This is a genomic window from Pseudogemmobacter faecipullorum (genome assembly GCF_020539525.1).
Lineage (GTDB): Bacteria > Pseudomonadota > Alphaproteobacteria > Rhodobacterales > Rhodobacteraceae > Pseudogemmobacter > Pseudogemmobacter faecipullorum.
Window position 1 is genome coordinate 110750 of record NZ_JACDXX010000013.1, and the last position, 23614, is coordinate 134363.

Sequence of the window (23614 nt, forward strand, 5' to 3'; positions counted from 1 at the left end):
GAAATCGCCGCGCTGTTCAGATTTTCCCTCGAAAGGCTGGCTCAGCCGCGCAGCATTTTCGCCACCGAGGCGAAGACCTGCTCATTTGCCGCCAGCAGCGAGCCGCTTTCCAGCGGCTCCTGGCCCTCGCGGATGCCCTCGACCAGACCCCCGGCCTCGCGCACCAGCAGCATGCCTGCCGCCATATCCCAGGCCTTCAGCTCGCGCTCCCAATAGGCCTCATAGCGGCCGGCGGCGACCCAGGCGAGATCAAGCGAGGCCGAGCCCGAGCGGCGCATGCCGGCGCTGCCCGGCATGGTCAAGGACAGGTCTTTCAGCGTGGCGGGCAGGGTTTTCTGGGCGCCGGAGGGCACGCCGGTCACGAAGAGCGATTCCTCGATGCGGCGACGGCCCGAGACGCGCAGGCGGCGGTTGTCGTTCAGCCAGCAGCCGGTGCCTTTCTCGGCATAGAACATCTCGTCTTTCGGCGCGTCATAGACGACGGCGGCGACGATTTCGCCTTTATGCTCCAGCGCGATCGACACGGCCCAGTGCGGGATGCCGTGCAGGAAATTGGTGGTGCCGTCGAGCGGGTCGACGATCCAGCGCCGGGTCGGATCCTCGCCCTGCTGGATGCCGGTCTCTTCACCGACCCAGCCATAGGAGGGGCGGGCGCCCATCAGATCTTCTTTGATGATGCGTTCGGCTTCGCGATCGGCGCGGGTGACGAAGTCGCCGGGGCCTTTGGCAGAGACCTGAAGGTTCTCCACTTCGCGGAAGTCCTTGATCAGAGTGCGCGCTGCCTTGCGGGCGGCCTTGATCATAAGGTTCAGGTTGGCGCTTCCCTGCATGGGCGGACTCCGGTTCGGTCTTCGGGCTTGGCTGGAACGAAAGGGCCTTACAGGGAAAGTCCCGGGATGAAAAGGGCGCGCTGGCCTCTGCCTGGAACAATGTCGCGCCGGGCCGGGCTTTGGCCCTCCGGCGCGGCCCCGGACCGGGCTTTCGCGCGCCAGGGAAGGGGCCGCGGCCCGGATCCGGCACGGGCTGAGGCTGATTCGGTGCCGCTGGGCGGGGGGCGCTTTCCTCCGCCCCCCGCCTCGCTCCACCAGTCGCACTCAGCCGCGCTGCAGCTTCACCGGCTCGGAGCGGGCGAGGCGCAGGAAATGCGCCAGATAGGGCCGGGTCGCATCCTCTTCGCGGGTGGCGGCATACATGCGCTTGGTGACCGGCTCGGGCCCCAGCGGCCGGGTGACGTAATCGGCGCTGGTTTTCACCTCACGCATCACCCAGTCCGGCAGCACCGCCACGCCGCGGTTCGAGCCGACCAGCATCAGAATGACAGCGGTCAGCTCGGCAGTGCGATGGCCGCGCGGCTCGACCCTGGCCGGGGTCAGTACTTCCGAGAAAAGATCCAGCCGGTCGCGGCTGACCGGGTAAGAGATCACCACCTGATCGCGGAAATCCTCGGCGGTGATGAAGTCTTTCCCGGCCAGCGGATTTTGCGCCGAGGCGACAAAGGTCGGGTGATAGTCAAACAGCGGGTGAAAGATCACGCCGGGCAGGGGTGAGGGATCCGAGCTGATCACCAGATCCACCTCTTCGCGGTGCAGGGCGGGCATGGCGTCAAAGGCCAGGCCAGCGCGGATATCGACATCGACCTCGGGCCAGGCGCGGCGGAACATTTCCAGCACCGGGAACAGCCAGTCATAGCAGGCATGACATTCCAGCGTGATATGCAGCCGCCCGGTCTTGCCCGAGCGCAAAGCGGCGAATTCCTCTTCCAGCGCGTCTATCTCGGGCAGGATCCGGTCGGCCATTTTCAGCATCCGGTGCCCGGCGGCTGAAAGGCGCATCGGTTTCGAGCGGCGTACGAACAGCTCCATCCCGGCCTGATCCTCGAGCCCGGCCACCTGATGCGACAGAGCCGATTGGGTGATATTCAGCATTTCCGCCGCCCGGGCGAGGCCGCCGGCCTGATGAATGGCGCGGATGGTGCGGAGATGTTTCAACTCGATATACATGAGCCTATTTCATAAACATGCTGCAGATTATGAATTGGTCTCACATTGGGGAATCTGCGACAAGGGCCTTGTTGAAGGAGAGATCCCATGTCGTCGTCAGTCAGAACCCCGCGTATCTCGTTCGAATTTTTCCCGCCGCAGACGCTGGATGCGTCTTTCCGGCTGTGGGAAACCGTGCAGGCACTGGCACCGATGGATCCTGCTTTTGTTTCGGTGACCTATGGGGCCGGTGGCACCACGCGCAAACTGACCCATGAGGCGGTGGGCACGATTCACCGCAATTACGGTCTGAATGTCGCGGCGCACCTGACCTGTGTCGATGCCTCAAAGGCCGAGACGCTCGAGATTGCCGAAAGCTATGCGGCGGCGGGCGTGACCGAGATCGTGGCTCTGCGCGGCGATGCGCCGAAAGGCGCGAGCCGCTGGGTGCCCCATCCCGAGGGTTTTGCCTCTTCGGTCGGGCTGGTCGAGGCCCTGGCGAAGACCGGCAAATTCAAAGTCCGGGTCGGCGCCTATCCTGAGCCGCATCCCGACAGCGCCTCGACCCGGGCTGATGTCGAATTCCTCAAGCGCAAGATCGATGCGGGTGCGAGCTCGGCCATCACCCAGTTCTTCTTTGACGCCGATACTTTCTTCCGCTTCCGCGATGCCTGCGTGAAAGCCGGGATCAGCGCCCCGATCATCCCGGGCATCCTGCCGATCACCTCCTGGGAGGGGGCGAAGAAATTTGCCGCACGCTGCGGCGCGCAGGTCCCGGCAAAGCTGGATGAGGCTTTCACCCGGGCGGTCAGAGACGGGCGTGAGGCGCTTTATGCGCTGGCACAATGCACCCAGCTTTGCGACCGGCTGCTTGAGGGCGGGGTGGAGGATCTGCATTTCTACACCATCAACCGCCCGGATCTGACCCGCGAAGTGGTGCGAGCTTTGGGCATTCAGCCCCGGGTCGTCCTGGAGAATGTCGCCTGAGGGGCTGACGTTCAGCTCTGAAGACCTCCCTGGCTGCCGTGACCGTGGCAGCTTTACCTGCGGCGGCCTGGTCTGTGGACCTGGCCGCTTTTTTTGCTCCGGCCGGGGCTGAGGGGTGCCTTTCTGCGTCCCGGCTGGCTATTCTCTGTGCAAACACCGGGCAAAGCGGCCCGCGCGGGGGACAGAATTATGGCAAAACGGGTTACGCTGCTGAACGGGCCGAACCTTAACCTGCTGGGCAAGCGCCAGCCCGAGATCTACGGGTATGAGACGCTTGCGGATATTGAAGCCAGGGTCGCAGCCCTGGCGGCAGAGCTGGGGCTTGAGGTCGCAGCGCATCAGTCCAATCACGAGGGCGTGCTGGTCGATCTGATTCAGGCTGCGCGCGGCCAGTCCCAGGCGATCCTGATCAATCCGGCCGCTTATAGCCATACTTCAGTGGCGATCCTCGATGCGCTGAACGCCTTTGAAGGGCTGGTGATCGAGGTGCATATCTCAAATATTCATAAGCGTGAGGCCTTCCGGCATCATTCCTATGTCTCGTCCCGGGCGGATGGGGTGATCGCGGGCTGTGGCAGCGAGGGCTATCTGCTCGGGCTGCGCCGTATCGCCAGCCTGCTTGGCTGAAGGGGAAAACTGAGGCCCCGTGACAGGGGCCTCAGGCAAACGGGTTCAGGCGCGTGAGAGTACCGAAGCGGGGCGCATCCGCGCCAGAGATACCGTGATCAGGCCGGCCAGCACCGCTTTGAGAATATCGCCAGGCAGGAATGCCGCGCTGAGATAGGTTGCTTCAGCAAGGGTTTTGCCAAGGGTGACCGACATGCCGATGATGCCGCAGAAAGTGACCACGCCGACACCGCCGATCAGGGCTGCAGCGGTGGCTGCCACGCCAAGCGGCAGGGTGGTGCGCTCAACCAGCCAGCCGGTGGTATAGGCGCCCAGAACGAAGCCGACGATATAGCCCGAGGTGGGCGAGGTGAAAACACCCAGCCCGCCACGCCCGCCTGCCAGCAAAGGCAGGCCTGCCGCGACCAGCGCCAGCAGCAAAAGCACCGCGAGCATGCCGCGCCTGGCCCCCAGCACCGTGCCGCAAAGCATGATGGCCAGGGATTGCGCCGAGACCGGCACGCCAAAGCTCAGCTGGACCGAGGGCACGAAGCCCAGAATGGCGATCAGGGCTGCGAACAGCGCAATATGTGTCAGGCTACGTTCCATCACTCGTCCTTTATACAATTGTGGCAAAGCTTATTCTGCACCGCCGCGTGCACGCAAGGCTTCGGCGCTCTGATCTGCATCATCGAGCGCGGCGAGGATGGCGGGCAGCAGCACCCGCCAGCCGGGCCGGCGCGGGCTGCGGGCAGCCCAGGCATCGCGGATCCGCTCCAGCACCTCGCCCAGTCGCGGGATGAAGCGTATCACCATGGCAAAGGCCAGGGCCAGGCGTTGCGGCGGGATCAGCGGCGCCAGCGGGGCGCAGAGCCGCTCAAACACCGCCAGCATATCGGAAAGCCGGGTGGTCATGGTGACCAGATTGGCCGCCGCTACCGCCGTCACCATGCGCAGGATCAGCGCCGTGCCGCTGCGATACTCCCCGGTCCACAAATGCCAGATAAAGACCACCAGCACGAAGAGCCAGAGCGGGCGCAGCATCCGCAGCGCATGCAGAATGAAGCGCGGCCCGCCCGGCAGATGCAGCGCCAGCACCGTGAGCGCCGCACAGGCCAGAGGCAGCGGGGTTTTCAGCCAGAACAGCGAAAAGGTGAAACCGGCCAGCATGGCCAGTTTCGGCCCGGCGGGCAGCCGGTGATAGCGGGTCTCAACCGGCGAGGTCAGTGTCAGCATCAAAGGCCCCCAGCCGTTCCATTTCGCTTGTGAACACCGGCAGGACGGTGGCGGGCGGGCCATCGGCCAGCACGGCGCCGCGCTCGATCCAGATCAGACGCTGGGCCTCTTCCAGGCTGGCGGGATCATGGGTGATGGTGATCAGCCGTTGCGGCAAAGCCGCGAGGCGGCGTTTCAGCCGGAAAATGGTCGGCAGATCCAGTCCCGAAAAAGGCTCATCGAGCAGGAGGGTAGAGGGGGCCATCATCAGCACCGACAGCAGGCACAGAAATTGCTTCTGCCCGCCGGAAAGGGACGAGACCGGCATCCTGGCCCAATGCGCACGCCCCTCAGCGCGCAGCGCCTGATGCGCATGGGCCAGAGCCGCGCTTTGCGACAGGCCCTGCTGGCGCAGACCAAAGGCCAGCTCCTCCTCGACTGTGGGGAAGAGGATCTGGTGGTCGGGATTCTGAAACAGGATGCCGATCTGACGCAAGGCCAGTTTGCGCTCACGCGCGAGATCGGCGCCATTCACCGAGACACTGCCGCTCTCGGCCGGGATCAGCCCGGCCAGCAGGCGCAGAAAGGTGGTCTTGCCCGAACCATTGCGCCCGATCACGCCGATGCGCTGCTCGCTGAGCGTCAGATCCAGCGGCGCGAGAATTTCGCGGCCCGCCAGCAGCACCCTTCCACAGCTGATGCGGATCGGAGCAGGGGAGGGGGCGGAGGGGCTGATCATCCGGGAGAGCGCCTGTAGGGGTTTTCGCCAGTTCTAAGCGCCGGACAGGAATTTGCAAGTTTTGCGCAGCCTTAGCCGCGCGGCCGGGGAGAGGGGGCGGGGGCGGAGAGAAATCGCCGGGCCAGAAAACCGGGTCCGAAAAGCCGGGCGTAAAAAAGAACGGCCCCCTCAGGGGGCCGCTCCGGCACGCCGTACGGGCGTGGGGATCTGTCGCGGGTAAGGGGCTGAACCGCAGGCAGGGGCGCGCGCGACGCGCCTCAGCTGGTCCTCGCCCCCGCGCTCAGCAGGCGGCGACGTAGCGCTGGCCGGCCGAATTGCGGTAGTAGCACTGACCCGGGGTCGAGGTCTGGCCGAGATAGGTGCCAGCCACGGCACCGACTGCGGCCCCGATCAGCGCGCCTTTGCCCATATCGCCCTTGGACGAAACCGCAGCACCGACGGCGGCCCCGCCAACCGTGCCAAGAACGGTGTTCTGGGTCGGGGTGGTTTCAACGCAGCCAGCAAGAGCGAAGGCCGGGATAAGCAGGGAGAGAGCAATCGCTTTCATTGAATCCTCTGATGGTTCTGGGGCGGCAGACCGCCCCGTTTCAGTGATGGTTCCGCCGCCCCCGGGGGGCGATGGCAGCTTAGCTGTTCCGTGCCATCGCGGGGGAACGGTCCGGTCTGTACCACGGTAAGGCGAGTGGCCAGTCCGCTATGCAACGCGGCCCTGACGGTATGGTTCCGTCAGGGCCGCATCCGGGTCAGTCACTGACAGCTTTCAGGCTCAGCCCTGGCGGGCTGCCGCCACCGCCTCTTCGAGGATGGCGAGCGCCTCGGTGAAATGCGCTTCCGGAATGGTCAGCGGCGCGAGGAAGCGCACCACATTGCCGTAAACGCCACAGGTCAGCAGGATCAGGCCACGCTGCAGCGCCTCCAGCCGCACCCGGCCGGTGAAGCCGGCATCCGGCGCGCCGGTGCCGGGATTGGCGAATTCGACCGCAACCATGAAGCCCGGGCCGCGGATATCGACGATTTCCGGGGTGGTGGCACGCAGGCTTTCCAGCTTTTGCTTCAGGCGCGAGCCCAGCTCATTGGCGCGGGCGCAGAGCTGCTCTTCCTCGATCACATCGAGCACCGCATTGGCGGCTGCGACGCCGAGCGGGTTGCCGGCATAGGTGCCGCCAAGGCCGCCGGGCTGGCTGGCATCCATCAGATCGGCGCGACCGGTGACGGCCGAGATCGGCAGACCGCCGCCAAGGCCCTTGGCCATGGTGGTGATATCGGCGGCAACGCCATGCGCCTCCATGGCGAACATCTGGCCGGTGCGGGCAAAGCCGGTCTGCACCTCATCGGCGATCATCACGATGCCGTTTTCGTCGCAGAGTTTGCGCAGCGCTTTCACCAGATCGGTCGGAGCGGGGTAGAAGCCGCCTTCGCCCTGAACCGGTTCGAAGATGATCGCGGCCACGCGGGCCGGGTCGAGATCGTTCTTGAACAGCTTCTGGATACCTTCCATCGCCTGTTCGGTGGTGATCTTGTTGATCTCCTGCGGGAAGGGGACGTGGAACACATCCGGCATCATCGCGCCGAAGCCTTTCTTATAGGGCTCGACCTTGCCGGTCAGGGTCATGCCCATGAAGGTCCGGCCGTGGAAAGCGCCGCCAAAAGCGATGACCGCATTGCGGCCGGTGGCCGAGCGGGCGATCTTGATTGCGTTTTCAACCGCTTCGGCGCCGGTGGTGGCGAAGATGGTTTTCTTCTGGAAATCTCCCGGAACCAGCGCATTCAGGCGCTCGGCCAGACGGATGTAATTCTCATAGGGCAGGACCTGGTGGCAGGTATGGGTGAAACGGCCCAGCTGCTCGGTGACGGCCCCGACGATCTTCGGGTGGCGGTGCCCGGTATTGACCACCGCGATCCCGGCCGCGAAGTCGATATAGCGGTTGCCCTCAATATCCCAAACCTCGGCATTCAGAGCTTTATCGGCATAGATCTGGGTGGTCATGCCCACACCACGGGCAATGGCGCTTTCGCGGCGCGCGGCGACTTCGGCGTTTTTCATAACAGACTCCCTGAACGCGTTCACAGAGGCCAGGACCGCTTGCGGCTGCCCCCTCTGGCTGGCGGGCATAGGAGCAAATTCGCCGCGCCGGATCAATGAGAGCTGTAAGTCCAGATTGCGCGTTCCCGTCGCGCCAGTAAGACCAATTTCAGGGCTGGCCGGGCCCAAGGGCGGAAAGGAAGGCCAAAGGGCAGGAAGGCAGGCCAGAGAGCGGGCCAGAGAACGGGCCAGAGAACCTGTCGGATCTGCGGCCCGGCCCTGAGGTGCGGCCCAGAGGTACGGGCCAGAGGTCTTCACTCTTCTTTAACCAGCAAAGCCGATGCTGCGCCTGGTGAATGAGGCGAGACAGATGCCTGACGGCCCGCTTTCGGAGCAACCAGACCCCACCCCCCCGCAGTCGGAGGAGGAACGTCTCGACTGGCTGTGCCTCATTCGCTCCCGCCGGGTCGGTGCGGTGACCTTTCGCCGGCTGCTCAGCGAATATGGCTCAGCCCGCGCCGCGCTGGAGGCGCTGCCGCAGATCGCCAGCCAGGCCGGGGTCGGGGGCTATACCGCCTGCAGCGCCGAAATGGCGCGGGCCGAGCTGCAGGCCGGGGCGCGGATCGGGGCTGAATTTTTGCCGCTCGGCGCTGCAGATTACCCGCCGCAGCTGGCGGCGACACCCGATGCCCCGCCGGTTTTATGGCTGCAGGGGCGCCGGGCGCTGTTGCAGCGCCCGATGCTGGCGCTGGTGGGGGCGCGCAATGCCTCGTCGCTGGGGCTGCGCATGGCGCGCAGGCTGGCTTTTGAGCTGGGCGAGGCGGGCTATGTTCTGGTCTCGGGCCTGGCGCGCGGCATCGATGCCGAGGCGCATCAGGCGGCGCTGGGCAGTGGCACGGTGGCGGTTCAGCCTGGCGGGGTGGATGTGATCTGGCCCGCGGAAAACGCCGCCCTTGCCGCCGCAATCGCCCGCGAGGGGCTCTGCCTCTCGGAGCATCCGCCCGGGATGCGGCCGCTGGCGCGGCATTTTCCGGCCCGTAACCGCATCGTCGCGGGCCTGGCGCGGGCGGTGCTGGTGGTCGAGGCGGCGGCGCGTTCCGGCTCACTGATCACGGCGCGGCTGGCGCTGGATCTGGGGCGCGAGGTGCTGGCGGTGCCAGGCCATCCTTTCGACGCGCGGGCCGCTGGCTGCAATGCGCTGATCCGCGAGGGGGCGCAGCTGTTGCGCAGTGCTGCCGATCTGCAGGGGGCTGGCCTGCCGGATATCGCTCAGCCTGAATTGCCAGGCCCGGCCCGCTCCAGGGGCGCGCCAGAGCCGCGCCCCGCCGGGCGCGACAGCGCAGTGGCCAGCCGGAAGCCCCCCCGGCTGGCTGAAATAACGCGGCTGCATAATCTGATCCTTGACCGGCTCGGCCCCAGCCCCCAGGCCGAGGATCAGCTGCTGCGCGATCTGGCTTTGCCCGCGGCTCAGCTGCTGCCTGAATTGCTGACCCTGGAGCTCGAGGGTCGGGTCAGCCGCCAGCCGGGCGGGCTGATCGCCCGGAAGTGAGGCGATTATGCTGGCCTGGTGCAGGTTTTTTATCCTTTGCCGCGCCCTGTTTTGATGCATCCTTCCGGGCGCAGTTGACAAAGACGAGCCTTTTCCCACATCTGACCCAGCCTGTGTCAAAGCCTTTCCGGAAGGGTATTCATGCCTGTCGTCGTTGTAGAATCACCCGCCAAGGCCAAGACAATCAACAAATATCTTGGCTCAGACTATACGGTTCTGGCCTCTTACGGCCATGTTCGCGATCTGCCGCCAAAGGATGGTTCGGTCGATACCGAACAGGATTTTGCGATGAAATGGGAAGTCGCAGCCGACAGCAAAAAACACGTCCGGGCCATCGCTGAGGCGCTGAAGACCGACGATACGCTGATCCTGGCGACCGACCCTGATCGCGAGGGTGAGGCGATTTCCTGGCATCTGCAGGAGGCGCTGGCCTCTTCGCTGAAAAAAGGCAAAACGGTCAGCCGGGTGACCTTCAACGCCATCACCAAAGATGCGGTGACCAAGGCGATGCAGCAGCCGCGTCAGGTCGATGTGGCGCTGGTAGAGGCCTATCTGGCGCGGCGTGCCCTCGATTATCTCGTTGGTTTCACCCTCTCGCCGGTGCTCTGGCGCAAGCTGCCGGGTGCCAAATCGGCGGGAAGGGTGCAATCGGTCTGCCTGCGCCTGATCGTTGAGCGTGAGATGGAGATCGAGGCCTTTAAGGCCCGGGAATACTGGACCGTGCGCGCTGTCTTCACCACGCCGCGCGGTCAGGAATTTGAGGCTCAGCTGAATGTGCTGGGCGGGCAGAAGCTGCAGAAGTTCGACATCCCGACCGTTGAGGCCGCCGAGCTGGCGGTGAAGGCGGTCACTGCGCGCCAGTATAAAGTTGCCGGGGTTGAATCGAAACCGGCCAGCCGCAACCCCTGGCCGCCCTTCATGACCTCGACCCTGCAGCAGGAAGCCAGCCGCAAATTCGGCATGGGCGCGAAACAGACGATGAATGCGGCGCAGCGCCTCTATGAGGCGGGCTATATCACCTATATGCGAACCGATGGCATCGATATGGCGCCCGAAGCGGTGATGGCGGCGCGGGCCGAGATCAAATCGCGCTTTGGCGAGGCCTATGTGCCCTCCAGCCCGCGGATGTATAAAAACAAGGCGAAAAATGCGCAGGAAGCGCATGAATGTATCCGCCCGACCGATATGTCGGTCGATCCCGGCAGGCTGAAGGTCGAAGAGGATCAGCGTCGTCTCTATGATCTGATCTGGAAGCGTACCCTCGCCAGCCAGATGTCTGCGGCGCGGATGGAGCGCACCACGGTTGATATTTCCAGCCCCGATGGCGAGGTCGCGCTGCGCGCCAATGGCCAGGTGCTGCTGTTTGACGGCTTCCTGAAGATCTATGATCAGGGCCGCGATGAGGATGAGGAAGACGAGGGCCGCCTGCCGCAGATCATGCAGGGCGAGGTGGCCAGCCTGCCTGCGGGGGCTGCCGGTCGCGGCGAGAAAGAGGTCACCGGGGCAGGGGGGGCGGTGAAAGCCGGGCAGAGCTTCACCCAGCCGCCGCCGCGCTATACCGAGGCGACGCTGGTCAAGCGCATGGAAGAGCTGGGCATCGGCCGCCCCTCGACCTATGCCTCGATCCTGACCACCATCGTCGATCGCGAATATGTCCGTAAAGACAAGAACCGCCTGATCCCCGAGGATAAGGGCCGTCTGGTCACCGCCTTCCTGACCAATTTCTTCCGCCGCTATGTCGAATATGATTTCACCGCCGGGCTGGAGGGTGAGCTTGATGACGTCTCGGCGGGCGAGCGCGATTACAAGGATGTCCTGGCGCGGTTCTGGCGCGATTTCTCGGCTGCCGTGGCCGATACCGCCGATCTGCGAATTGGCGAAGTGCTCGACAAGCTTGATGATTTCCTTGCGCCACATCTCTATCCGCCGCGTGCCGATGGCGGCGATCCGCGCGCCTGCCCGACCTGTGGCTCAGGCCGTCTGCATCTGAAAACCGCCCGTTCGGGCGGCGCCTTCATCGGCTGCGGAAATTACCCGGAATGCCGCTACACCCGCCCGATCGCCGGCGATGCCGAATCGGTGGCCTCGGACGGGCGCGTGCTTGGCCAGGATGATCAGGGCAATGAAATCTCGCTGCGCGTCGGCCGCTTTGGCCCCTATGTGCAGCGCGGCGAGGCGAGTGAGGCCCAGCCCAAGCCCGACCGCTCGAGCCTGCCCAAGGGCTGGTCGCCCGATAGTCTGACGCTGGAGCGCGGGCTGCAGCTGCTGGCTTTGCCGCGTCAGCTCGGGCCGCATCCCGAGGATGGCGAGCCGGTCGAGACCAATCTTGGCCGCTTTGGCCCCTATGTGAAACATGGCAAAACCTATGCCAATCTCGCCGATGCCGAAGAGGTCTTCACCCTTGGCATGAACCGTGCGGTTGAGCTGATCGCGCAGAAACTGGCGCGCGGGCCTGGCGGGCGCGGGGCGGCGGCACAGCCGCTGAAAAGCCTTGGCGAGCATCCCGAGGGCGGCGAGATCCAGGTCATGCCGGGGCGCTACGGGCCCTATGTCAAATGGGGCAAGGTCAATGCCACATTGCCGAAAGATGTCGAGCCGGAAGCGGTGACGCTGGAACAGGCGCTGGCGCTGGTGGCGGAAAAGGCCGGGAAAAAACCGGCAAAGAAGGCGGCGGCGAAAAAGCCCGCCGCCGCAAAAGCCCCGGCGAAAAAACCTGCTGCGAAGAAAACCACGACCAAAGCAGCGGCAGCAAAGACCACCACGGCCAAAGCCCCGGCGAAGAAGCCTGCGACAAAGAAGGCAGCAGCGGCAAAAGAGCCAGAGTAAGCGCGGTTTGTTAGCTGCCTGTTCTTGTAGTCGGGGAGTTTCATCGACATAATGTCATGAAAATTCCCCGCTGCCGGAGCCTGCCTCAATGCCTACTGAATTTGACAGGCTGCTCAGCCGTACGGGCTGGACCATTGCCGAAGCGGCAAAGCGGCTTGGCTATTCTGAACGCCATATTTTCCGCTGGAAGAATGGCGAGGAACACCCGCGTGAGGCGGTTCTGGCGATTCTGCGCGCCGAAGGGGCGGCGCCACAGCCGGTGCAGAATGACGGCGCTTTCACCTTTATCGATCTTTTCGCCGGAATCGGCGGTCTGCGCCGCGCCATGGAGGCGGCGGGCGGACGCTGCCTTTTCACCTCGGAATGGGACCGCTACGCCCAGAAGACCTATCACGCCAATTACCCCGATAACCGCCCGATTGCCGGTGATATCCGCGAGGTGGATGAGGCCGATGTGCCGCCGCATGATGTGCTGGTTGCGGGCTTTCCCTGCCAGCCCTTCTCAATCGCCGGCGTGTCAAAGAAAAACGCTCTCGGCCGGGCGCATGGCTTCCAGGATGAGACCCAGGGCACTTTGTTCTTCGATGTGGCACGGCTGATTAAGTATCACCGCCCGGCGGCCTTCCTGCTGGAAAACGTCAAGAACCTCAAAAGCCATGACAAGGGTCATACTTTTGAGGTGATCAAGCGCACCCTGACCGAAGAGCTGGGCTATACGATCCACACCCGCATTCTCGATGCCGGGCATTTCGTGCCGCAGCACCGCGAGCGGATCGTGATTGTCGGCTTCCGCGACCCGGTGCACTTCAGCTTTGATGACATGGTACTGCCCTCTTATGGGGCGCGCCGTCTGAAGGCTATTTTGCATCCCGAAAACGGCATCGAACGCCCCGAGGGGCATTTCACCGAAGGCCCGGATGCCAGGGTCAGCGCCAAATACACGCTGACCGATAAGCTCTGGCGCTATCTGCAGGATTACGCCGCCAAGCATAAGGCCAAGGGCAATGGCTTTGGCTTTGGCCTGTGCGGGCCCGAGGATATCTCGCGCACCCTCTCGGCCCGCTATTACAAGGATGGTTCGGAGATTCTGGTGAAGCGGGGCGAGGGCGAGAATCCGCGCCGCCTGACGCCGCGCGAATGTGCGCGTCTGATGGGCTATGAGGACAGCTTCCGCATCCCGGTCTCGGACACCCAGGCCTATAAGCAGTTCGGCAATTCGGTTGCTGTGCCGGTTTTTGCTGAAGTGGCAAAGGTGATGCGGCCGCATATCCTTGCGCTGATGGCGGCACAGAAGGGGAAAGCGCGCCGCCGTGCCTGATGTGCATGACCCGATGACGCGCAGTCGCAATATGGCGGCGATCCGTGGCGCTGATACCAGGCCCGAGCTGATGATCCGCCGTGCTCTGCACGCACTGGGCTTTCGCTTTCGCCTGCAGGACCGCAAACTGCCTGGGCGCCCCGATCTGGTGCTGGCGCGCTATCGGGCGGTGATTTTCGTTCAGGGCTGTTTCTGGCATCTGCATGGCTGCGATCTGTTTCGCTGGCCCGCCACCAGGCAAGAGTTCTGGCAGGGCAAGCTGCGGGGCAATCAGGCGCGCGATCAGCGCAATATCGCCCTGCTGACCGGGCAGGGCTGGCGCGTCGCGCAGATCTGGGAATGCGCGCTGAAGGGGCGACAGAAGCTGGCCCCGGGCCAGGTGGTCGCTGCCCTGGCAGACTGGCTGCGCTCGGATGCGCCGCTTCTCGATATCAGCGGGCAGGGATAATGGCCGGACGGGGTGAGCTTTCACGCTATTTCATTGGTGCGGGCGTTAAGGTTCTGCGCCGCACCGAGGTTGATCCGACGGTGTCAAAGGGCCATGAATTCCAGGGCGTCGATCTGTTTCGCAGCTTTGTCGGCACCCCGCCCGAGCGCGAGAAGATCCCGGTCACCTGGATCTGGATGGATGACAGTGATGAGGAGCCGCAAAGCGTCGAGGCGCCCGGCACATGGTATAACAGCCGCGCCCGCACTCCGCATCGCAGCCCGGAATACCGTCTCTATTATCCCGCCGCCGCAGCCCCTCTGGTGCAGCGCGCAAGGGCCGGGGATACGCTTTTTCTCTGCATGACCTCAGCCCGGCGGGTGCTGGCGATTCTCTGCCCTGGCGGCAGCACTGCCGAGCGGCGGCTGTTATGGCTGTTCAGCCTGCAGCTGACCGATGATTTCACCCTCAGCCAGAATGATATCGGCGATTCGGGCGGGCGCGAGATTGATGCGGCGGCGCGCTTTATTCTGGGCGAGCTGGGTATCGAGGCGGTCGAGCCCGATCCGCCGGCGACCGAAAGGCTGATCAGAAAATTCGGCCTGCGCTTTCCGACCACGCTTCAGCTCTCGGCCTTTGCCCGCGAAACCCTGCCCGGGATCGATCCGCTGGAAGATCCCGATGCTGCGCTGGTGGCCTGGGCCGAACATGAGGAGGATCTGTTTCGCTGGATGGAGCGGCAGATCGTGGCTGACCGGCTGGCCCAGGGCTTTATGCAGGGCGATGTCGCGGATGTGGCGGGCTTCCTTGGCTTTTCGCTCTCGGTGCAGAACCGGCGCAAATCGCGGGCGGGCTATGCTTTTGCCCATCATACCGAGGCTTTGCTGAAGGCCTGGGGCATCACCCATACCCGCGAGGCCCGTACCGAAAAACGTTCGGCGGCCGATTTCCTGTTCCCGGGCGAGGTCGAATATGCCGATCCTGCTTTCCCGGGGGAAAGACTGTCGATGCTGGCGGTGAAGACCAGCTGCAAGGACCGCTGGCGCCAGGTTCTGTCCGAGGCGGCCCGGATCCCCGAGAAACATTTGCTGACGCTGGAACCGGCGATCTCGCGGGCGCAGATTGCCGAGATGCAGGGGCAGGGGCTGCGCCTTGTGGTGCCGAAAGTGCTGCATCAGACCTTTCACCCCGAGCAGCGCGACTGGCTGATCGGGGTGAAAGAGCATCTGACCTGGCTGAAAGCCTCAGGCGGCGCGGGCTGAGACCTTGCCCATTGCCTCGGCGAGGGTTTCGAGCAGGGTGACGCTGTCCTCCCAGCCGAGGCAGCCGTCGGTAATGCTCTGCCCATAGGTGAGCGGCTGGCCCGGAACAATTTTTTGCGTGCCGGCAATGATATTGCTTTCGACCATCACACCGCGGATACGCCGCTCGCCGGCGCGGATCTGGGCGGCGATATCGTCGATCACCGCCGGCTGGCGCGCCGGATCCTTGCCGCTGTTGGCATGGCTGGCATCGACCATCAGCCCCGGATTAATTCCGTCTTTTGCCGCCCGGGCCGAAATCGCCCCGATATGCGCGGCGCTGAAATTCGGACCATCCGAGCCGCCGCGCAGCACCACATGGCAATCAGGATTGCCGGTGGTGCGGGCAATGGCGGCCTGGCCGTCATCGGTGATTGCGGGGAAGGAATGCTGGCCCGCGGCTGAGCGCATCGCATCCAGCGCCACCTGAATGCCGCCATCGGTGCCGTTCTTGAAGCCGACCGGGCAGGACAGGCCCGAGGCCAGCTGGCGATGGATCTGGCTTTCGGTGGTGCGGGCCCCAATGGCGCCCCAGGCGATCAGATCGGCGAAATATTGCGGCATGACCGGATCGAGGAATTCGGTCGCGGCGGGCAGGCCCAGGGCATTGATGTCGCGAAGCAATCTGCGCGCCAGCGGCAGGCCATCCTCAATCCGGTCCGAGCCATCGAGATGGGGATCATTGATCAGCCCCTTCCAGCCCACCGTGGTACGCGGCTTTTCGAAATAGACCCGCATGACGATTTCCAGCCGCTCGGCATGGCGGCGGCGCTGTTCCATCAGCCGCCGGGCGTAATCCATAGCGGCTGCGGGATCATGGATCGAGCAGGGGCCGATCACCACCAGAAGACGATTATCGCGCATATTGAGGATATCACACACTGCGGCGCGTGATGCGCTTACAGTGTCTGAAACCGCCGTATCACAGGGGATCGCCCGCGCCAGCTCGCCTGGCGAGGGCAGCGGACGAAGTTCAGAAATGCGCAGGTTATGGGTCTGGGTCGGCATGGTCTCTCTCTCGGTTTTCGAGGTCTGGAGACGGCCTGTCTTTCTGACAAAAAAGCCGCCGGTCAGACCAGCGGCTCGGGTATGATGTCAGTTCGCCTTTGCGTCAGACAGCATCCGAGGACCGCCGGGAGAGGCGGTACCAATAAAAGGATGCGGCATAGAGGGCGTGTTTCGACATGGCCTGACCATAGGCCGGTGATTTTGGCTTGTCACCCGTTTTCTGCGCCGCATTTTACGCGATTTTAAGCCCGTTCAGACTTTTTTAAACCTTGCGGCGCAGGATGAAGGGATGAAACCCTGGCTGATGCCTCTCATCCTGTCTTTGTTTGCGGCCTGTGGGGCGCAGCCCGCGCCACATATGTTCGGGGCCAGCCGCTATGAGGCAGAGCGTGGCGGGCGCAGATATGTGGTTTTTCTGAAAGGCAGCCATGTTGAGGTGATCCGGCTCGGCTATGCCCGCAACGGCGAGCATCAGCTGATCCGGGCGCAGATGATCGGGCTTATTGCTGAGCTGACCGGATGCAGGCTGCTCGAGACGACGCTGCAGGGCGATTCCGGCGAGATGCGGGGCCGGGTCAGCTGCCCGGGCGGTCCGAGGGGGCCGCCTTATCCTGACCGCCCCGCGCGATGATTTCGCGCGCGCGCACCACAAACAGCATCCATCCGGCATAGAGGCCGGCGGCAAGGAAGAGCAGGGCCCAGAGGATCTGCTGATTGTAAAACTCGATCCCGGCCCAGGCCAGCGGCATTAGTGTCGTCAGCCAGCGCCAGAGCGGGCGTTCAAACAGCGGATGATGTGGATCGAGCAGTCTTTTCAAAGTCACCGGTCTCCGCCGTCTGCACAACAGTCTTGCATGCATTCTCCCCTCCAGTTGCCCCAGGGGCCGCCCGGAGGTCAAGCACAGAGCGGTGCCGGGGGCGCGCAGGCCAGAGCCGCGCCCTGGGCGAAAAAGAATGCCCATGGAACTTTATAGTGAGCGCTGCGTTACCAGAAGACTGCGACGGGTGGTCGGGTTTCGCCGGGCGACCAGGCCGTGAGGGCCGCATTGCATGGCATTAACAGGTTGGAGGGATCCCTTGGGTATTGAAAGCATTCTCATTCTGCTGCTGGTCGGCGCAATCGCGGGTTGGCTGGCAGGCATCCTGGTCAAAGGCTATGGCTTTGGCCTGATCGGAAATATCATCGTCGGCATCATTGGCGCTTTCCTTGCCGGACTCATTCTGCCGCGGGTCGGCTTTACCCTCGGCGGCAATGCTATTCTTGCCTCGATCATCTATGCCACCATCGGCGCGGTGATCCTGTTGCTGATCATCCGGGTCGTGAAGCGGGCCTGACAATCGTCCGGCGCTGAAAACCAAAACAGGCACCCGAAAAGGCGCCTGTTTTTTTTATGGATGATACATCGGCTCTGTCGGTGCAGGGGGGGCGGGGCCGATCAGCGCTTGCGGCTGCGTTTGGTGCCGCCGCGCTGTCCGGCACGGCCCGCGGTCGAGCGGCCAGAGGCGCGGCCGGCCTCCTCCACCGCCTCTTCGACCGCCGCCTGTCGCGCCATCGGATCATCGGCCACCACCAGTTCCACCGCCTCAAGGCGTCTGACCTCATCGCGCAGCCGGGCGGCTTCCTCAAATTCCAGATTTTCGGCCGCTTTGCGCATGGCAGCGCGCAGCGCATCAAGATGCGCCGCAAGGTTTTCTCCGACCATCGGCTGGCTGACCTTCGCCGTGATGCGCGACTGATCAGTGTCGCCCTGCCACAGCCCGGCCAGCACATCCTCGACATTCTTCTGCACGGTCTGCGGCGTGATGCCATGCGCCTGATTATAGGCGATCTGCTTCTCGCGCCGCCGGTCGGTCTCGGCCATGGCGCGCTGCATCGATCCGGTGATCTTATCGGCATACATGATCACCCGGCCTTCCACATTGCGCGCGGCGCGGCCAATGGTCTGGATCAGCGAGGTTTCCGAGCGCAGGAAACCCTCTTTATCGGCGTCGAGAATGGCTACCAGGCCGCATTCGGGAATGTCGAGCCCTTCGCGCAACAGGTTAATGCCGATCAGCACATCAAACGTGCCGAGCCGCAGATCGCGCAGGATCTCGATCCGCTCAATCGTGTCGATATCCGAATGCATATAGCGCACCCGGATGCCCTGTTCGTGCAGATATTCGGTCAGATCCTCGGCCATGCGCTTGGTCAGAGTGGTGACCAGGGTCCGCAAGCCGCGCGCCGAGACCCGCCGCACCTCATCGAGCAGGTCATCGACCTGCATTTCGACCGGGCGGATCTCAATCACCGGATCCAGCAATCCGGTCGGGCGGATCACCTGTTCGGCAAAAACGCCCCCGGCCTGTTCCATTTCCCAGGCCGCAGGGGTGGCCGAGACAAAGACGCTCTGCGAGCGCATCGCATCCCATTCCTCAAATTTCAGTGGCCGGTTGTCCATACAGGAGGGCAGGCGGAAACCATGTTCGGCCAGCACCGATTTACGCCGGAAGTCGCCGCGATACATGCCGCCGATCTGTGGCACGGAAACATGGGATTCATCCGCAAAAACAATGGCATTATCGGGGATGAACTCAAACAGTGTCGGCGGTGGCTCTCCCGGGGCACGACCGGTCAGATAGCGTGAATAATTCTCGATACCGTTGCAGACCCCGGTCGCCTCGAGCATCTCAAGGTCAAAACGCGTGCGCTGCTCAAGGCGCTGTGCCTCCAGCAGTTTGCCTGCCTCATTGAAATATTTCAGCTGCTGATGCAGCTCGTTCTTAATACCCTGAATGGCCTGGGCAATGGTCGGACGTGGCGTGACGTAATGGCTGTTGGCATAGATCCGGATCTGGCTGTAGCTGCCGGTCTTTGCCCCGGTCAGAGGGTCAAATTCGGTAATTGATTCAAGCTCTTCCCCAAAGAAGGAAAAGCGCCAGGCCCGGTCCTCAAGATGGGCGGGCCAGAGCTCGATCACATCGCCGCGCACCCTGAATCCGCCGCGCTGGAACCCCATATCGGTGCGGCGATACTGTTGTGCGACCAGTTCAGCGATCACCTTGCGCTGGTCATAAAACTGGCCCTGGACGAGATCCTGGCTCATGGCCGAATAGGTCTCGACCGAGCCGATACCATAGATGCAGGAAACCGAGGCGACAATGATCACATCGTCACGCTCGAGCAGCGCCCGGGTCGCCGAATGGCGCATCCGGTCGATGGCTTCGTTGATCTGGCTCTCCTTCTCGATAAAGGTATCGGTGCGCGCGACATAGGCCTCGGGCTGATAGTAATCATAATAGCTTACGAAATACTCAACGGCATTATCGGGGAAGAAGCCTTTGAATTCGCCATATAACTGCGCGGCCAGGGTCTTGTTCGGCGCCAGGATGATCGCCGGGCGCTGGGTTTCCTCGATCACCTTGGCCATCGTGAAGGTCTTGCCGGTTCCGGTGGCGCCGAGCAGCACCTGATCGCGTTCCCCGTCCCGGATGCCCGAACTCAGCTCGGCAATGGCGGCGGGCTGATCCCCGGCCGGGGTGAAGGGGGTCTGCATGACGAAGCGCTTGCCCCCTTCGAGCTTTTCGCGCCGGGTGGGGGTGATATGGGCAATATCGGGCAGGTGATCGGGCGCGTTATTATGCATGTCTCAGCCTCAGGCGGGGGTACAGCTAATCTGATCTGTTTTTGTTCCGGTTCAAGGGGGCATGGCGACAAAGCCGGGCCCGGGCTTGAAAACAGGCTGCGAATGAAGGAAGAGAAGGTCTGTCAGACCGGAGAGACTCATGCGCGCCCGTATCTATCAGCCTGCCCGCAATGCCATGCAATCGGGAACCGCCCGGACGCAACACTGGCTCCTCGAATTTGTTCAGGGCTCGGCCCGCGAGGTGGATCCGCTGATGGGCTGGACCTCGAGCAGCGATACCCAGACCCAGGTGCGCCTGCGCTTTGAGACCCGCGAAGAGGCCGAAGCCTATGCCGAGGCCCATGCGATCAGCTATACCGTGGTCGAGCCGAAGCCGCGCCAGCCTAATATCCGCCCGCGCGGCTATGGCGAAAACTTCGCCACCGACCGCCGCACCCCCTGGACGCACTGAGTTTTGTGTAGATCCGGGCATAGTTGCTGCCGGCCAGGGGCAAAGATCGCACCGCTCGGACCAAAGTTTTGGTAAGTGATTGAAATGATTGAAGCCGCCCCTTTGGGCGGCTTTTGCGTTTGTCGCAACGTCCTGTCTCGGCCCTAAGCTGCCGATCGTCCATCGCTCATGGTGCCCGCCGCACGCCCGAAAGCCGCCGCTCAGGCTTGAAGCGGCCGGACCGCACCGCCCGGTCAGCTATGCGGGACAAAGTTACCGTTTACAGGTGCGGCAGAGGAAAACGAATCTCGCCCCAAAACTGATCCGATGGGATCATCTTCTGCTAGGTGCACTGACGTGCGGAGGCGTGGATGCGTATTTCAGGGTCCTTGTTACCTCGAAAGTATCCAACTCGGTGGCAGCGATATCGGCAGTGGCGGCCCTGTAGATCAGGCAACTCTTCTTGACGGGTCGCTCTGAGCTATCTCCGACCGGCTGAGTTCGTCCGCAATATGACCCGCTTTTGCCCGCTCGCTTTTTGACGAGCCCACGCCATACGAGCTTTGACAATCGCTGTGCCAAGACTTCATATGGGCACATATATGAAAACCTGAAGAGCTTATAAGGAGCGTTGGGGGTGCCGAACCAATCAAAGGTCAATTCTTATGTTGAGCCTTTTCTCACCGCATATGCGTCGCCACGAATTCTCTCCGATCCTACGCCGGGTCACTATGATCCGACGCTTGAAATGTGGGTCGTCGGTGAGAATGGAGATGAAGCGCCATTGATCAGCGCGCACGATCTTCCTCTGGAGTTGGCTACGAAGACCAATAGCCAGCGGGAATCAGATGATCAGCTAGCCTTCAGCTCAATCGTGGAGCTGCAGACGAAGACGGATACGACCCGCGAACAGGATGACACCTCTACAAGTTTCGTGCTGGAGATGGCAACGAAGACCGAGGCTCAGCTTGAGCATGATGATACCTCTCCCAGCATCTCCGGCATGTTCATATGAAGACAATGCTGCCGCAGTTCCTGATTGTAACCAACAAGTCTGATATAACTTCAGATTATATCGTTCGCGAGTTCAAGAGGAGAAACCTGCCATTCATCCGGTTGAATGCCGAGGACGTGGAAAAGTTGTCGGTAACCTTTAGGGTGGGCCCGGGAACTATGTTTGAGTTTGATGGACGAATGTGCGACCTTGGCGTGATAAAATCCGCCTATTTTCGTAGGCCTCTGCCGCCAGAGATCAATAAAAATGGCGGGAAACCCTCATCTCATCTCTACATCAGGGAGGAGTGGAGCTATTTTCTCAGATCTATGTATCTCGAAGTCGGGAGCAGATGGTTCAACCATCCAAACAGTATTGTTTTGGCCGAGGACAAGCCAAGGCAATTAAGGTTGGCGCAGGATGTTGGATTCAATATTCCGGATACCGTGATAACGAATGACGTTGAGAAGTTGCGCGAGCTATTCTCTAATGGCGAGGTGGTTGCAAAGCCGATGAAGCAATCTCTGCTGGAAGAAGGTGAAGGCCCAGGACGCGTTATATTCACTTCAGAGATTAACTCCTTCGAAGACGTCGAGCTTGATCGCCTTCGCTCTGTGCCGGTAATTTTCCAAAGAAAGATCCCCAAAGCATTTGATCTAAGAATTACCGTTGTGCAGGACAACGTTTTTTCGGTTCAAATCTTATCGCAAGAATTCGAGAAAACACGGATAGATTGGCGACATAGCGCAATCGTTGATCTGGAGCACCGCGCGTTTGATCTGAATGAAAGCGTCGCTGAGCAGTGCCGTGAAATCGTGAGGAGGCTTGATCTGAGATTCGGTGCTATTGATCTTGTCGTCGACCCGAATGGTAAGATTTGGTTTCTCGAGTGCAACCCTAACGGTCAGTGGGCGTGGATCGAAAATAGAACGGGGCTGCCAATCGCGGCGTCCATTGTGGATAGCATGGTGAAGATGTGCTGATGGGCGTTTGTAATGCGATATGGCCCCATGTTGGCGCATGGCCGAAAGATGAGACCCTCGATTCCGACATCTCGGAAATCAATAACACAGTGTGGACCAATAACACTGCGGCGTTCCTAGAAGAGGCGAGGCGGCTTCGAGACAAGGAGACTGCCCGCAAATCTTCCGCTGAAACCAAAAGCCAGATCTATTTAGCCGCACTGCTCGCGATCGTTCCCGTGATAATCTCATTAACGGGAAAGGACGGCATTCTCGGCGTTCTGAAATTCGAGAGATATTACGATGTCGCAGCTTTCGTCTGCATGGTGATTTCGATCATCTATGCATTTGGCGCTTTTTCTAGTGCATTCCGTTCTTTGAGAGTTCAGGCATTTCATCGTGTCGACGTGGGAGATCTTGTTGGTAAGGCAGATCGCAAACTCGACGAGGAGTATATCATCAAGGAAATTCTGAAGTCAGTGAGGCATGACAGATCCAGCGTAAATCAGAAGGTTAGCTATGTCCGGGTAACGCATAGCCACATGCTGCTTATGTCGGGATTTCTTCTCGCTGCCCTTTTTTTCGTCGTGCTGCTTCCCCGCCTCGTAGAGATCGGGAGCTTGCTCAGCGCAGCAATCTGCGGTCCTTGAGTTTTAGCGACCGACGGTAGGCGGTCCATAAGCAAAATAGTGTCGAAGTGCTTGCCTGCCGGGCGCGTTTACGAGGCGAACCCCTCGGCTGCCCACGAGGTTCGTAGCTCGGTTAGCGGTGGATGCAGCCTGTTAGCGCCGCTATTATCTGGCCACACCAGATTTGGTGCCAGCCTTCGGGTTTCCACCGCAAGATCGTATGCAGTGATGCCGCAATTACATAGGTGGCTCTCTGCCTTTCTGCCGGCTAAGCATAAGGTTAAGCTGTAAGTTGACCGCAACGCGCCAATAGGGCCCGCGCTATCCGAACTTAACAAGCTGTGCATAAAACCGCAGCAGGCTATGCTGGCACTCAACTGTTAAGAACCTCTCGTCATATCTAATCAGACTGTGATCTGACTGCGGCCCGTCCGAACGGCAGCTTCGGCAAAGATTGCTGCAAATCCCTCGCCGCAACCTCACAGGCAGCTCTCCGCCCAGAGCTGACCTTGAGTCCGAGGCTGAACCGCACCGAGTTTGCCGGCTCCAACTCCTGAGTAAGGTGGAGCATCATGAGCAAAACAACGAACAAGTTTTCCCCTGAAGTGCGTGACCGCGCCGTGCGCCTGGTTTTCGACAACGAGGCGCAGCATGGGTCTCGCTGGCAGGCGATCGTTTCGATCGCTGCCAAGATCGGCTGCTCGGCCAACACGCTGAACGATTGGGTCAAAAAGGCCAAGGTCGACAGCGGCAAACGCGCGGGTATTCCGAGCGAGATGGCCGAGAAGATGAAGGCCCTGGAGCGCGAGAACCGCGAACTGCCCCAAGCGAATGAGATCTTGCGCAAGGCGTCAGCGTATTTTGCGATGGCGGAGCTTGTCTTATGGAATTCTCGGCTCCTGAGGCAAAAGGGAGCTGTTGCCCAGCACCGCAAACTGCGGGGCAGCGGCGGGGGTGGCGTCGTGCGGAGCTTGGTCTTTCAGGACCGCGGTCGA

The 23614-nt window shown here is 62.1% G+C and carries 24 protein-coding genes; 14 read left to right on the top strand and 10 right to left on the bottom strand.

Annotated elements, in window-relative coordinates; translation table 11 throughout:
- Positions 1-41: 41 nt before the first annotated feature.
- Positions 42-830 (bottom strand): inositol monophosphatase family protein, encoded by a 789-nt coding sequence (locus tag H0485_RS14545; RefSeq protein WP_226936662.1) that lies wholly within the window; start codon positions 828-830, stop codon positions 42-44.
- Positions 831-1094: 264 nt separating this feature from the next.
- Complete coding sequence (locus H0485_RS14550) at positions 1095-2000, bottom strand: LysR family transcriptional regulator (protein WP_226936663.1); 906 nt, start codon at positions 1998-2000, stop codon at positions 1095-1097.
- A gap of 87 nt (positions 2001-2087) precedes the next feature.
- On the opposite strand from H0485_RS14550, the gene metF reads away from it, so the two are divergent.
- Together metF and aroQ are read left to right on the top strand one after the other, a co-directional pair.
- On the top strand, positions 2088-2966 hold the full coding sequence (gene metF, locus H0485_RS14555) for a methylenetetrahydrofolate reductase [NAD(P)H] (RefSeq protein ID WP_226936664.1): 879 nt from the start codon (positions 2088-2090) through the stop codon (positions 2964-2966).
- Positions 2967-3155: 189 nt separating this feature from the next.
- Entirely contained in the window at positions 3156-3593 is a 438-nt protein-coding gene (gene aroQ / locus H0485_RS14560) for a type II 3-dehydroquinate dehydratase (RefSeq protein ID WP_226936666.1), read from the top strand.
- Positions 3594-3638: 45 nt separating this feature from the next.
- On the opposite strand, the gene H0485_RS14565 is transcribed toward aroQ, so the two are convergent.
- From H0485_RS14565 to H0485_RS14585, 5 genes are all read right to left on the bottom strand, one after another.
- Positions 3639-4181 carry a biotin transporter BioY gene (locus tag H0485_RS14565; protein ID WP_226936667.1) on the bottom strand — a complete coding sequence of 181 codons (543 nt, stop codon included), beginning with the start codon at positions 4179-4181 and terminating at the stop codon, positions 3639-3641.
- A 30-nt stretch (positions 4182-4211) separates the two neighbouring features.
- A complete protein-coding gene (locus H0485_RS14570) occupies positions 4212-4808 on the bottom strand; it encodes an energy-coupling factor transporter transmembrane component T family protein (RefSeq protein ID WP_226936669.1) in 597 nt (198 codons plus the stop codon).
- Positions 4783-5526 (bottom strand): energy-coupling factor ABC transporter ATP-binding protein, encoded by a 744-nt coding sequence (locus H0485_RS14575; RefSeq protein ID WP_226936670.1) that lies wholly within the window; start codon positions 5524-5526, stop codon positions 4783-4785. Before H0485_RS14575 ends, H0485_RS14570 begins: the two co-directional genes overlap by 26 nt.
- Positions 5527-5806: 280 nt before the next feature.
- Positions 5807-6073, bottom strand: coding sequence for a YMGG-like glycine zipper-containing protein (locus tag H0485_RS14580; RefSeq protein WP_226936671.1), 267 nt, complete (start codon positions 6071-6073; stop codon positions 5807-5809).
- A gap of 219 nt (positions 6074-6292) precedes the next feature.
- Positions 6293-7570, bottom strand: a complete 1278-nt coding sequence (locus H0485_RS14585) for a 4-aminobutyrate--2-oxoglutarate transaminase (protein ID WP_226936672.1) — start codon at positions 7568-7570, stop codon at positions 6293-6295.
- Between the two features lie 349 nt (positions 7571-7919).
- Here H0485_RS14585 and dprA point away from each other — a divergent pair, with 349 nt between their 5' ends.
- The 5 genes from dprA (at position 7920) to H0485_RS14610 (ending at position 14931) form a co-directional block, all read left to right on the top strand.
- The gene (dprA, locus tag H0485_RS14590) at positions 7920-9098 is read left to right on the top strand and encodes a DNA-processing protein DprA (protein WP_226936673.1); all 1179 of its coding nucleotides are present in this window, start codon (positions 7920-7922) and stop codon (positions 9096-9098) included.
- A 141-nt stretch (positions 9099-9239) separates the two neighbouring features.
- Positions 9240-11924, top strand: a complete 2685-nt coding sequence (topA, locus tag H0485_RS14595) for a type I DNA topoisomerase (protein ID WP_226936674.1) — start codon at positions 9240-9242, stop codon at positions 11922-11924.
- Between the two features lie 88 nt (positions 11925-12012).
- Positions 12013-13242, top strand: coding sequence for a DNA (cytosine-5-)-methyltransferase (gene dcm / locus H0485_RS14600; RefSeq protein ID WP_226936676.1), 1230 nt, complete (start codon positions 12013-12015; stop codon positions 13240-13242).
- Between the two features lies 1 nt (position 13243).
- Entirely contained in the window at positions 13244-13690 is a 447-nt protein-coding gene (locus H0485_RS14605; protein ID WP_354002451.1) for a very short patch repair endonuclease, read from the top strand.
- Positions 13690-14931: a type II restriction endonuclease gene (locus H0485_RS14610; RefSeq protein ID WP_226936678.1), complete on the top strand. Its 1242-nt coding sequence runs from the start codon at positions 13690-13692 to the stop codon at positions 14929-14931. Before H0485_RS14605 ends, H0485_RS14610 begins: the two co-directional genes overlap by 1 nt.
- On the opposite strand, the gene H0485_RS14615 is transcribed toward H0485_RS14610, so the two are convergent.
- The gene (locus tag H0485_RS14615) at positions 14914-15978 is read right to left on the bottom strand and encodes a 3-deoxy-7-phosphoheptulonate synthase (protein ID WP_226936679.1); all 1065 of its coding nucleotides are present in this window, start codon (positions 15976-15978) and stop codon (positions 14914-14916) included. The genes H0485_RS14610 and H0485_RS14615 overlap by 18 nt on opposite strands.
- A gap of 289 nt (positions 15979-16267) precedes the next feature.
- Between H0485_RS14615 and H0485_RS14620 the strand changes: the two genes are divergently transcribed.
- On the top strand, positions 16268-16609 hold the full coding sequence (locus tag H0485_RS14620; RefSeq protein WP_226936680.1) for a hypothetical protein: 342 nt from the start codon (positions 16268-16270) through the stop codon (positions 16607-16609).
- On the opposite strand, the gene H0485_RS14625 is transcribed toward H0485_RS14620, so the two are convergent.
- A complete protein-coding gene (locus H0485_RS14625) occupies positions 16554-16802 on the bottom strand; it encodes a hypothetical protein (protein ID WP_226936681.1) in 249 nt (82 codons plus the stop codon). The two genes, H0485_RS14620 and H0485_RS14625, sit on opposite strands and share 56 nt — an antisense overlap.
- 253 nt (positions 16803-17055) lie before the next feature.
- Between H0485_RS14625 and H0485_RS14630 the strand changes: the two genes are divergently transcribed.
- Positions 17056-17313, top strand: coding sequence for a GlsB/YeaQ/YmgE family stress response membrane protein (locus tag H0485_RS14630; protein ID WP_226936682.1), 258 nt, complete (start codon positions 17056-17058; stop codon positions 17311-17313).
- Positions 17314-17414: 101 nt separating this feature from the next.
- Here the strand turns inward: H0485_RS14630 and uvrB are convergent, their stop codons facing one another.
- Complete coding sequence (gene uvrB, locus H0485_RS14635) at positions 17415-19604, bottom strand: excinuclease ABC subunit UvrB (protein ID WP_290427257.1); 2190 nt, start codon at positions 19602-19604, stop codon at positions 17415-17417.
- Between the two features lie 139 nt (positions 19605-19743).
- Here uvrB and H0485_RS14640 point away from each other — a divergent pair, with 139 nt between their 5' ends.
- From H0485_RS14640 to H0485_RS14660, 5 genes are all read left to right on the top strand, one after another.
- Positions 19744-20055: an ETC complex I subunit gene (locus H0485_RS14640; protein ID WP_226936683.1), complete on the top strand. Its 312-nt coding sequence runs from the start codon at positions 19744-19746 to the stop codon at positions 20053-20055.
- Between the two features lie 616 nt (positions 20056-20671).
- Positions 20672-21049 (top strand): hypothetical protein, encoded by a 378-nt coding sequence (locus H0485_RS14645; RefSeq protein ID WP_226936684.1) that lies wholly within the window; start codon positions 20672-20674, stop codon positions 21047-21049.
- Positions 21046-22011, top strand: a complete 966-nt coding sequence (locus H0485_RS14650; RefSeq protein ID WP_226936685.1) for an MvdC/MvdD family ATP grasp protein — start codon at positions 21046-21048, stop codon at positions 22009-22011. The genes H0485_RS14645 and H0485_RS14650 overlap by 4 nt, the downstream gene beginning before the upstream one ends.
- Complete coding sequence (locus H0485_RS14655) at positions 22011-22640, top strand: hypothetical protein (protein ID WP_226936686.1); 630 nt, start codon at positions 22011-22013, stop codon at positions 22638-22640. Before H0485_RS14650 ends, H0485_RS14655 begins: the two co-directional genes overlap by 1 nt.
- Before the next feature lie 551 nt (positions 22641-23191).
- Positions 23192-23614, top strand: a 423-nt coding sequence (locus H0485_RS14660) for a transposase (RefSeq protein ID WP_226936687.1), incomplete at its 3' end; no start/stop codon positions are given.

Coding starts and splice junctions, on each gene's coding strand:
- H0485_RS14580 (WP_226936671.1), bottom strand. CDS start 6,073: ATGAAAGCGATTGCTCTCTCCCTGCTTATCCCGGCCTTCGCTCTTGCT.
- H0485_RS14655 (WP_226936686.1), top strand. CDS start 22,011: ATGGGCGTTTGTAATGCGATATGGCCCCATGTTGGCGCATGGCCGAAA.
- H0485_RS14640 (WP_226936683.1), top strand. CDS start 19,744: ATGCGCGCCCGTATCTATCAGCCTGCCCGCAATGCCATGCAATCGGGA.
- uvrB (WP_290427257.1), bottom strand. CDS start 19,604: ATGCATAATAACGCGCCCGATCACCTGCCCGATATTGCCCATATCACC.
- dprA (WP_226936673.1), top strand. CDS start 7,920: ATGCCTGACGGCCCGCTTTCGGAGCAACCAGACCCCACCCCCCCGCAG.
- dcm (WP_226936676.1), top strand. CDS start 12,013: ATGCCTACTGAATTTGACAGGCTGCTCAGCCGTACGGGCTGGACCATT.
- aroQ (WP_226936666.1), top strand. CDS start 3,156: ATGGCAAAACGGGTTACGCTGCTGAACGGGCCGAACCTTAACCTGCTG.
- H0485_RS14570 (WP_226936669.1), bottom strand. CDS start 4,808: ATGCTGACACTGACCTCGCCGGTTGAGACCCGCTATCACCGGCTGCCC.
- H0485_RS14615 (WP_226936679.1), bottom strand. CDS start 15,978: ATGCCGACCCAGACCCATAACCTGCGCATTTCTGAACTTCGTCCGCTG.
- H0485_RS14620 (WP_226936680.1), top strand. CDS start 16,268: ATGAAACCCTGGCTGATGCCTCTCATCCTGTCTTTGTTTGCGGCCTGT.
- H0485_RS14545 (WP_226936662.1), bottom strand. CDS start 830: ATGCAGGGAAGCGCCAACCTGAACCTTATGATCAAGGCCGCCCGCAAG.
- H0485_RS14650 (WP_226936685.1), top strand. CDS start 21,046: ATGAAGACAATGCTGCCGCAGTTCCTGATTGTAACCAACAAGTCTGAT.
- H0485_RS14550 (WP_226936663.1), bottom strand. CDS start 2,000: ATGTATATCGAGTTGAAACATCTCCGCACCATCCGCGCCATTCATCAG.
- topA (WP_226936674.1), top strand. CDS start 9,240: ATGCCTGTCGTCGTTGTAGAATCACCCGCCAAGGCCAAGACAATCAAC.
- H0485_RS14565 (WP_226936667.1), bottom strand. CDS start 4,181: ATGGAACGTAGCCTGACACATATTGCGCTGTTCGCAGCCCTGATCGCC.
- H0485_RS14585 (WP_226936672.1), bottom strand. CDS start 7,570: ATGAAAAACGCCGAAGTCGCCGCGCGCCGCGAAAGCGCCATTGCCCGT.
- H0485_RS14575 (WP_226936670.1), bottom strand. CDS start 5,526: ATGATCAGCCCCTCCGCCCCCTCCCCTGCTCCGATCCGCATCAGCTGT.
- H0485_RS14610 (WP_226936678.1), top strand. CDS start 13,690: ATGGCCGGACGGGGTGAGCTTTCACGCTATTTCATTGGTGCGGGCGTT.
- metF (WP_226936664.1), top strand. CDS start 2,088: ATGTCGTCGTCAGTCAGAACCCCGCGTATCTCGTTCGAATTTTTCCCG.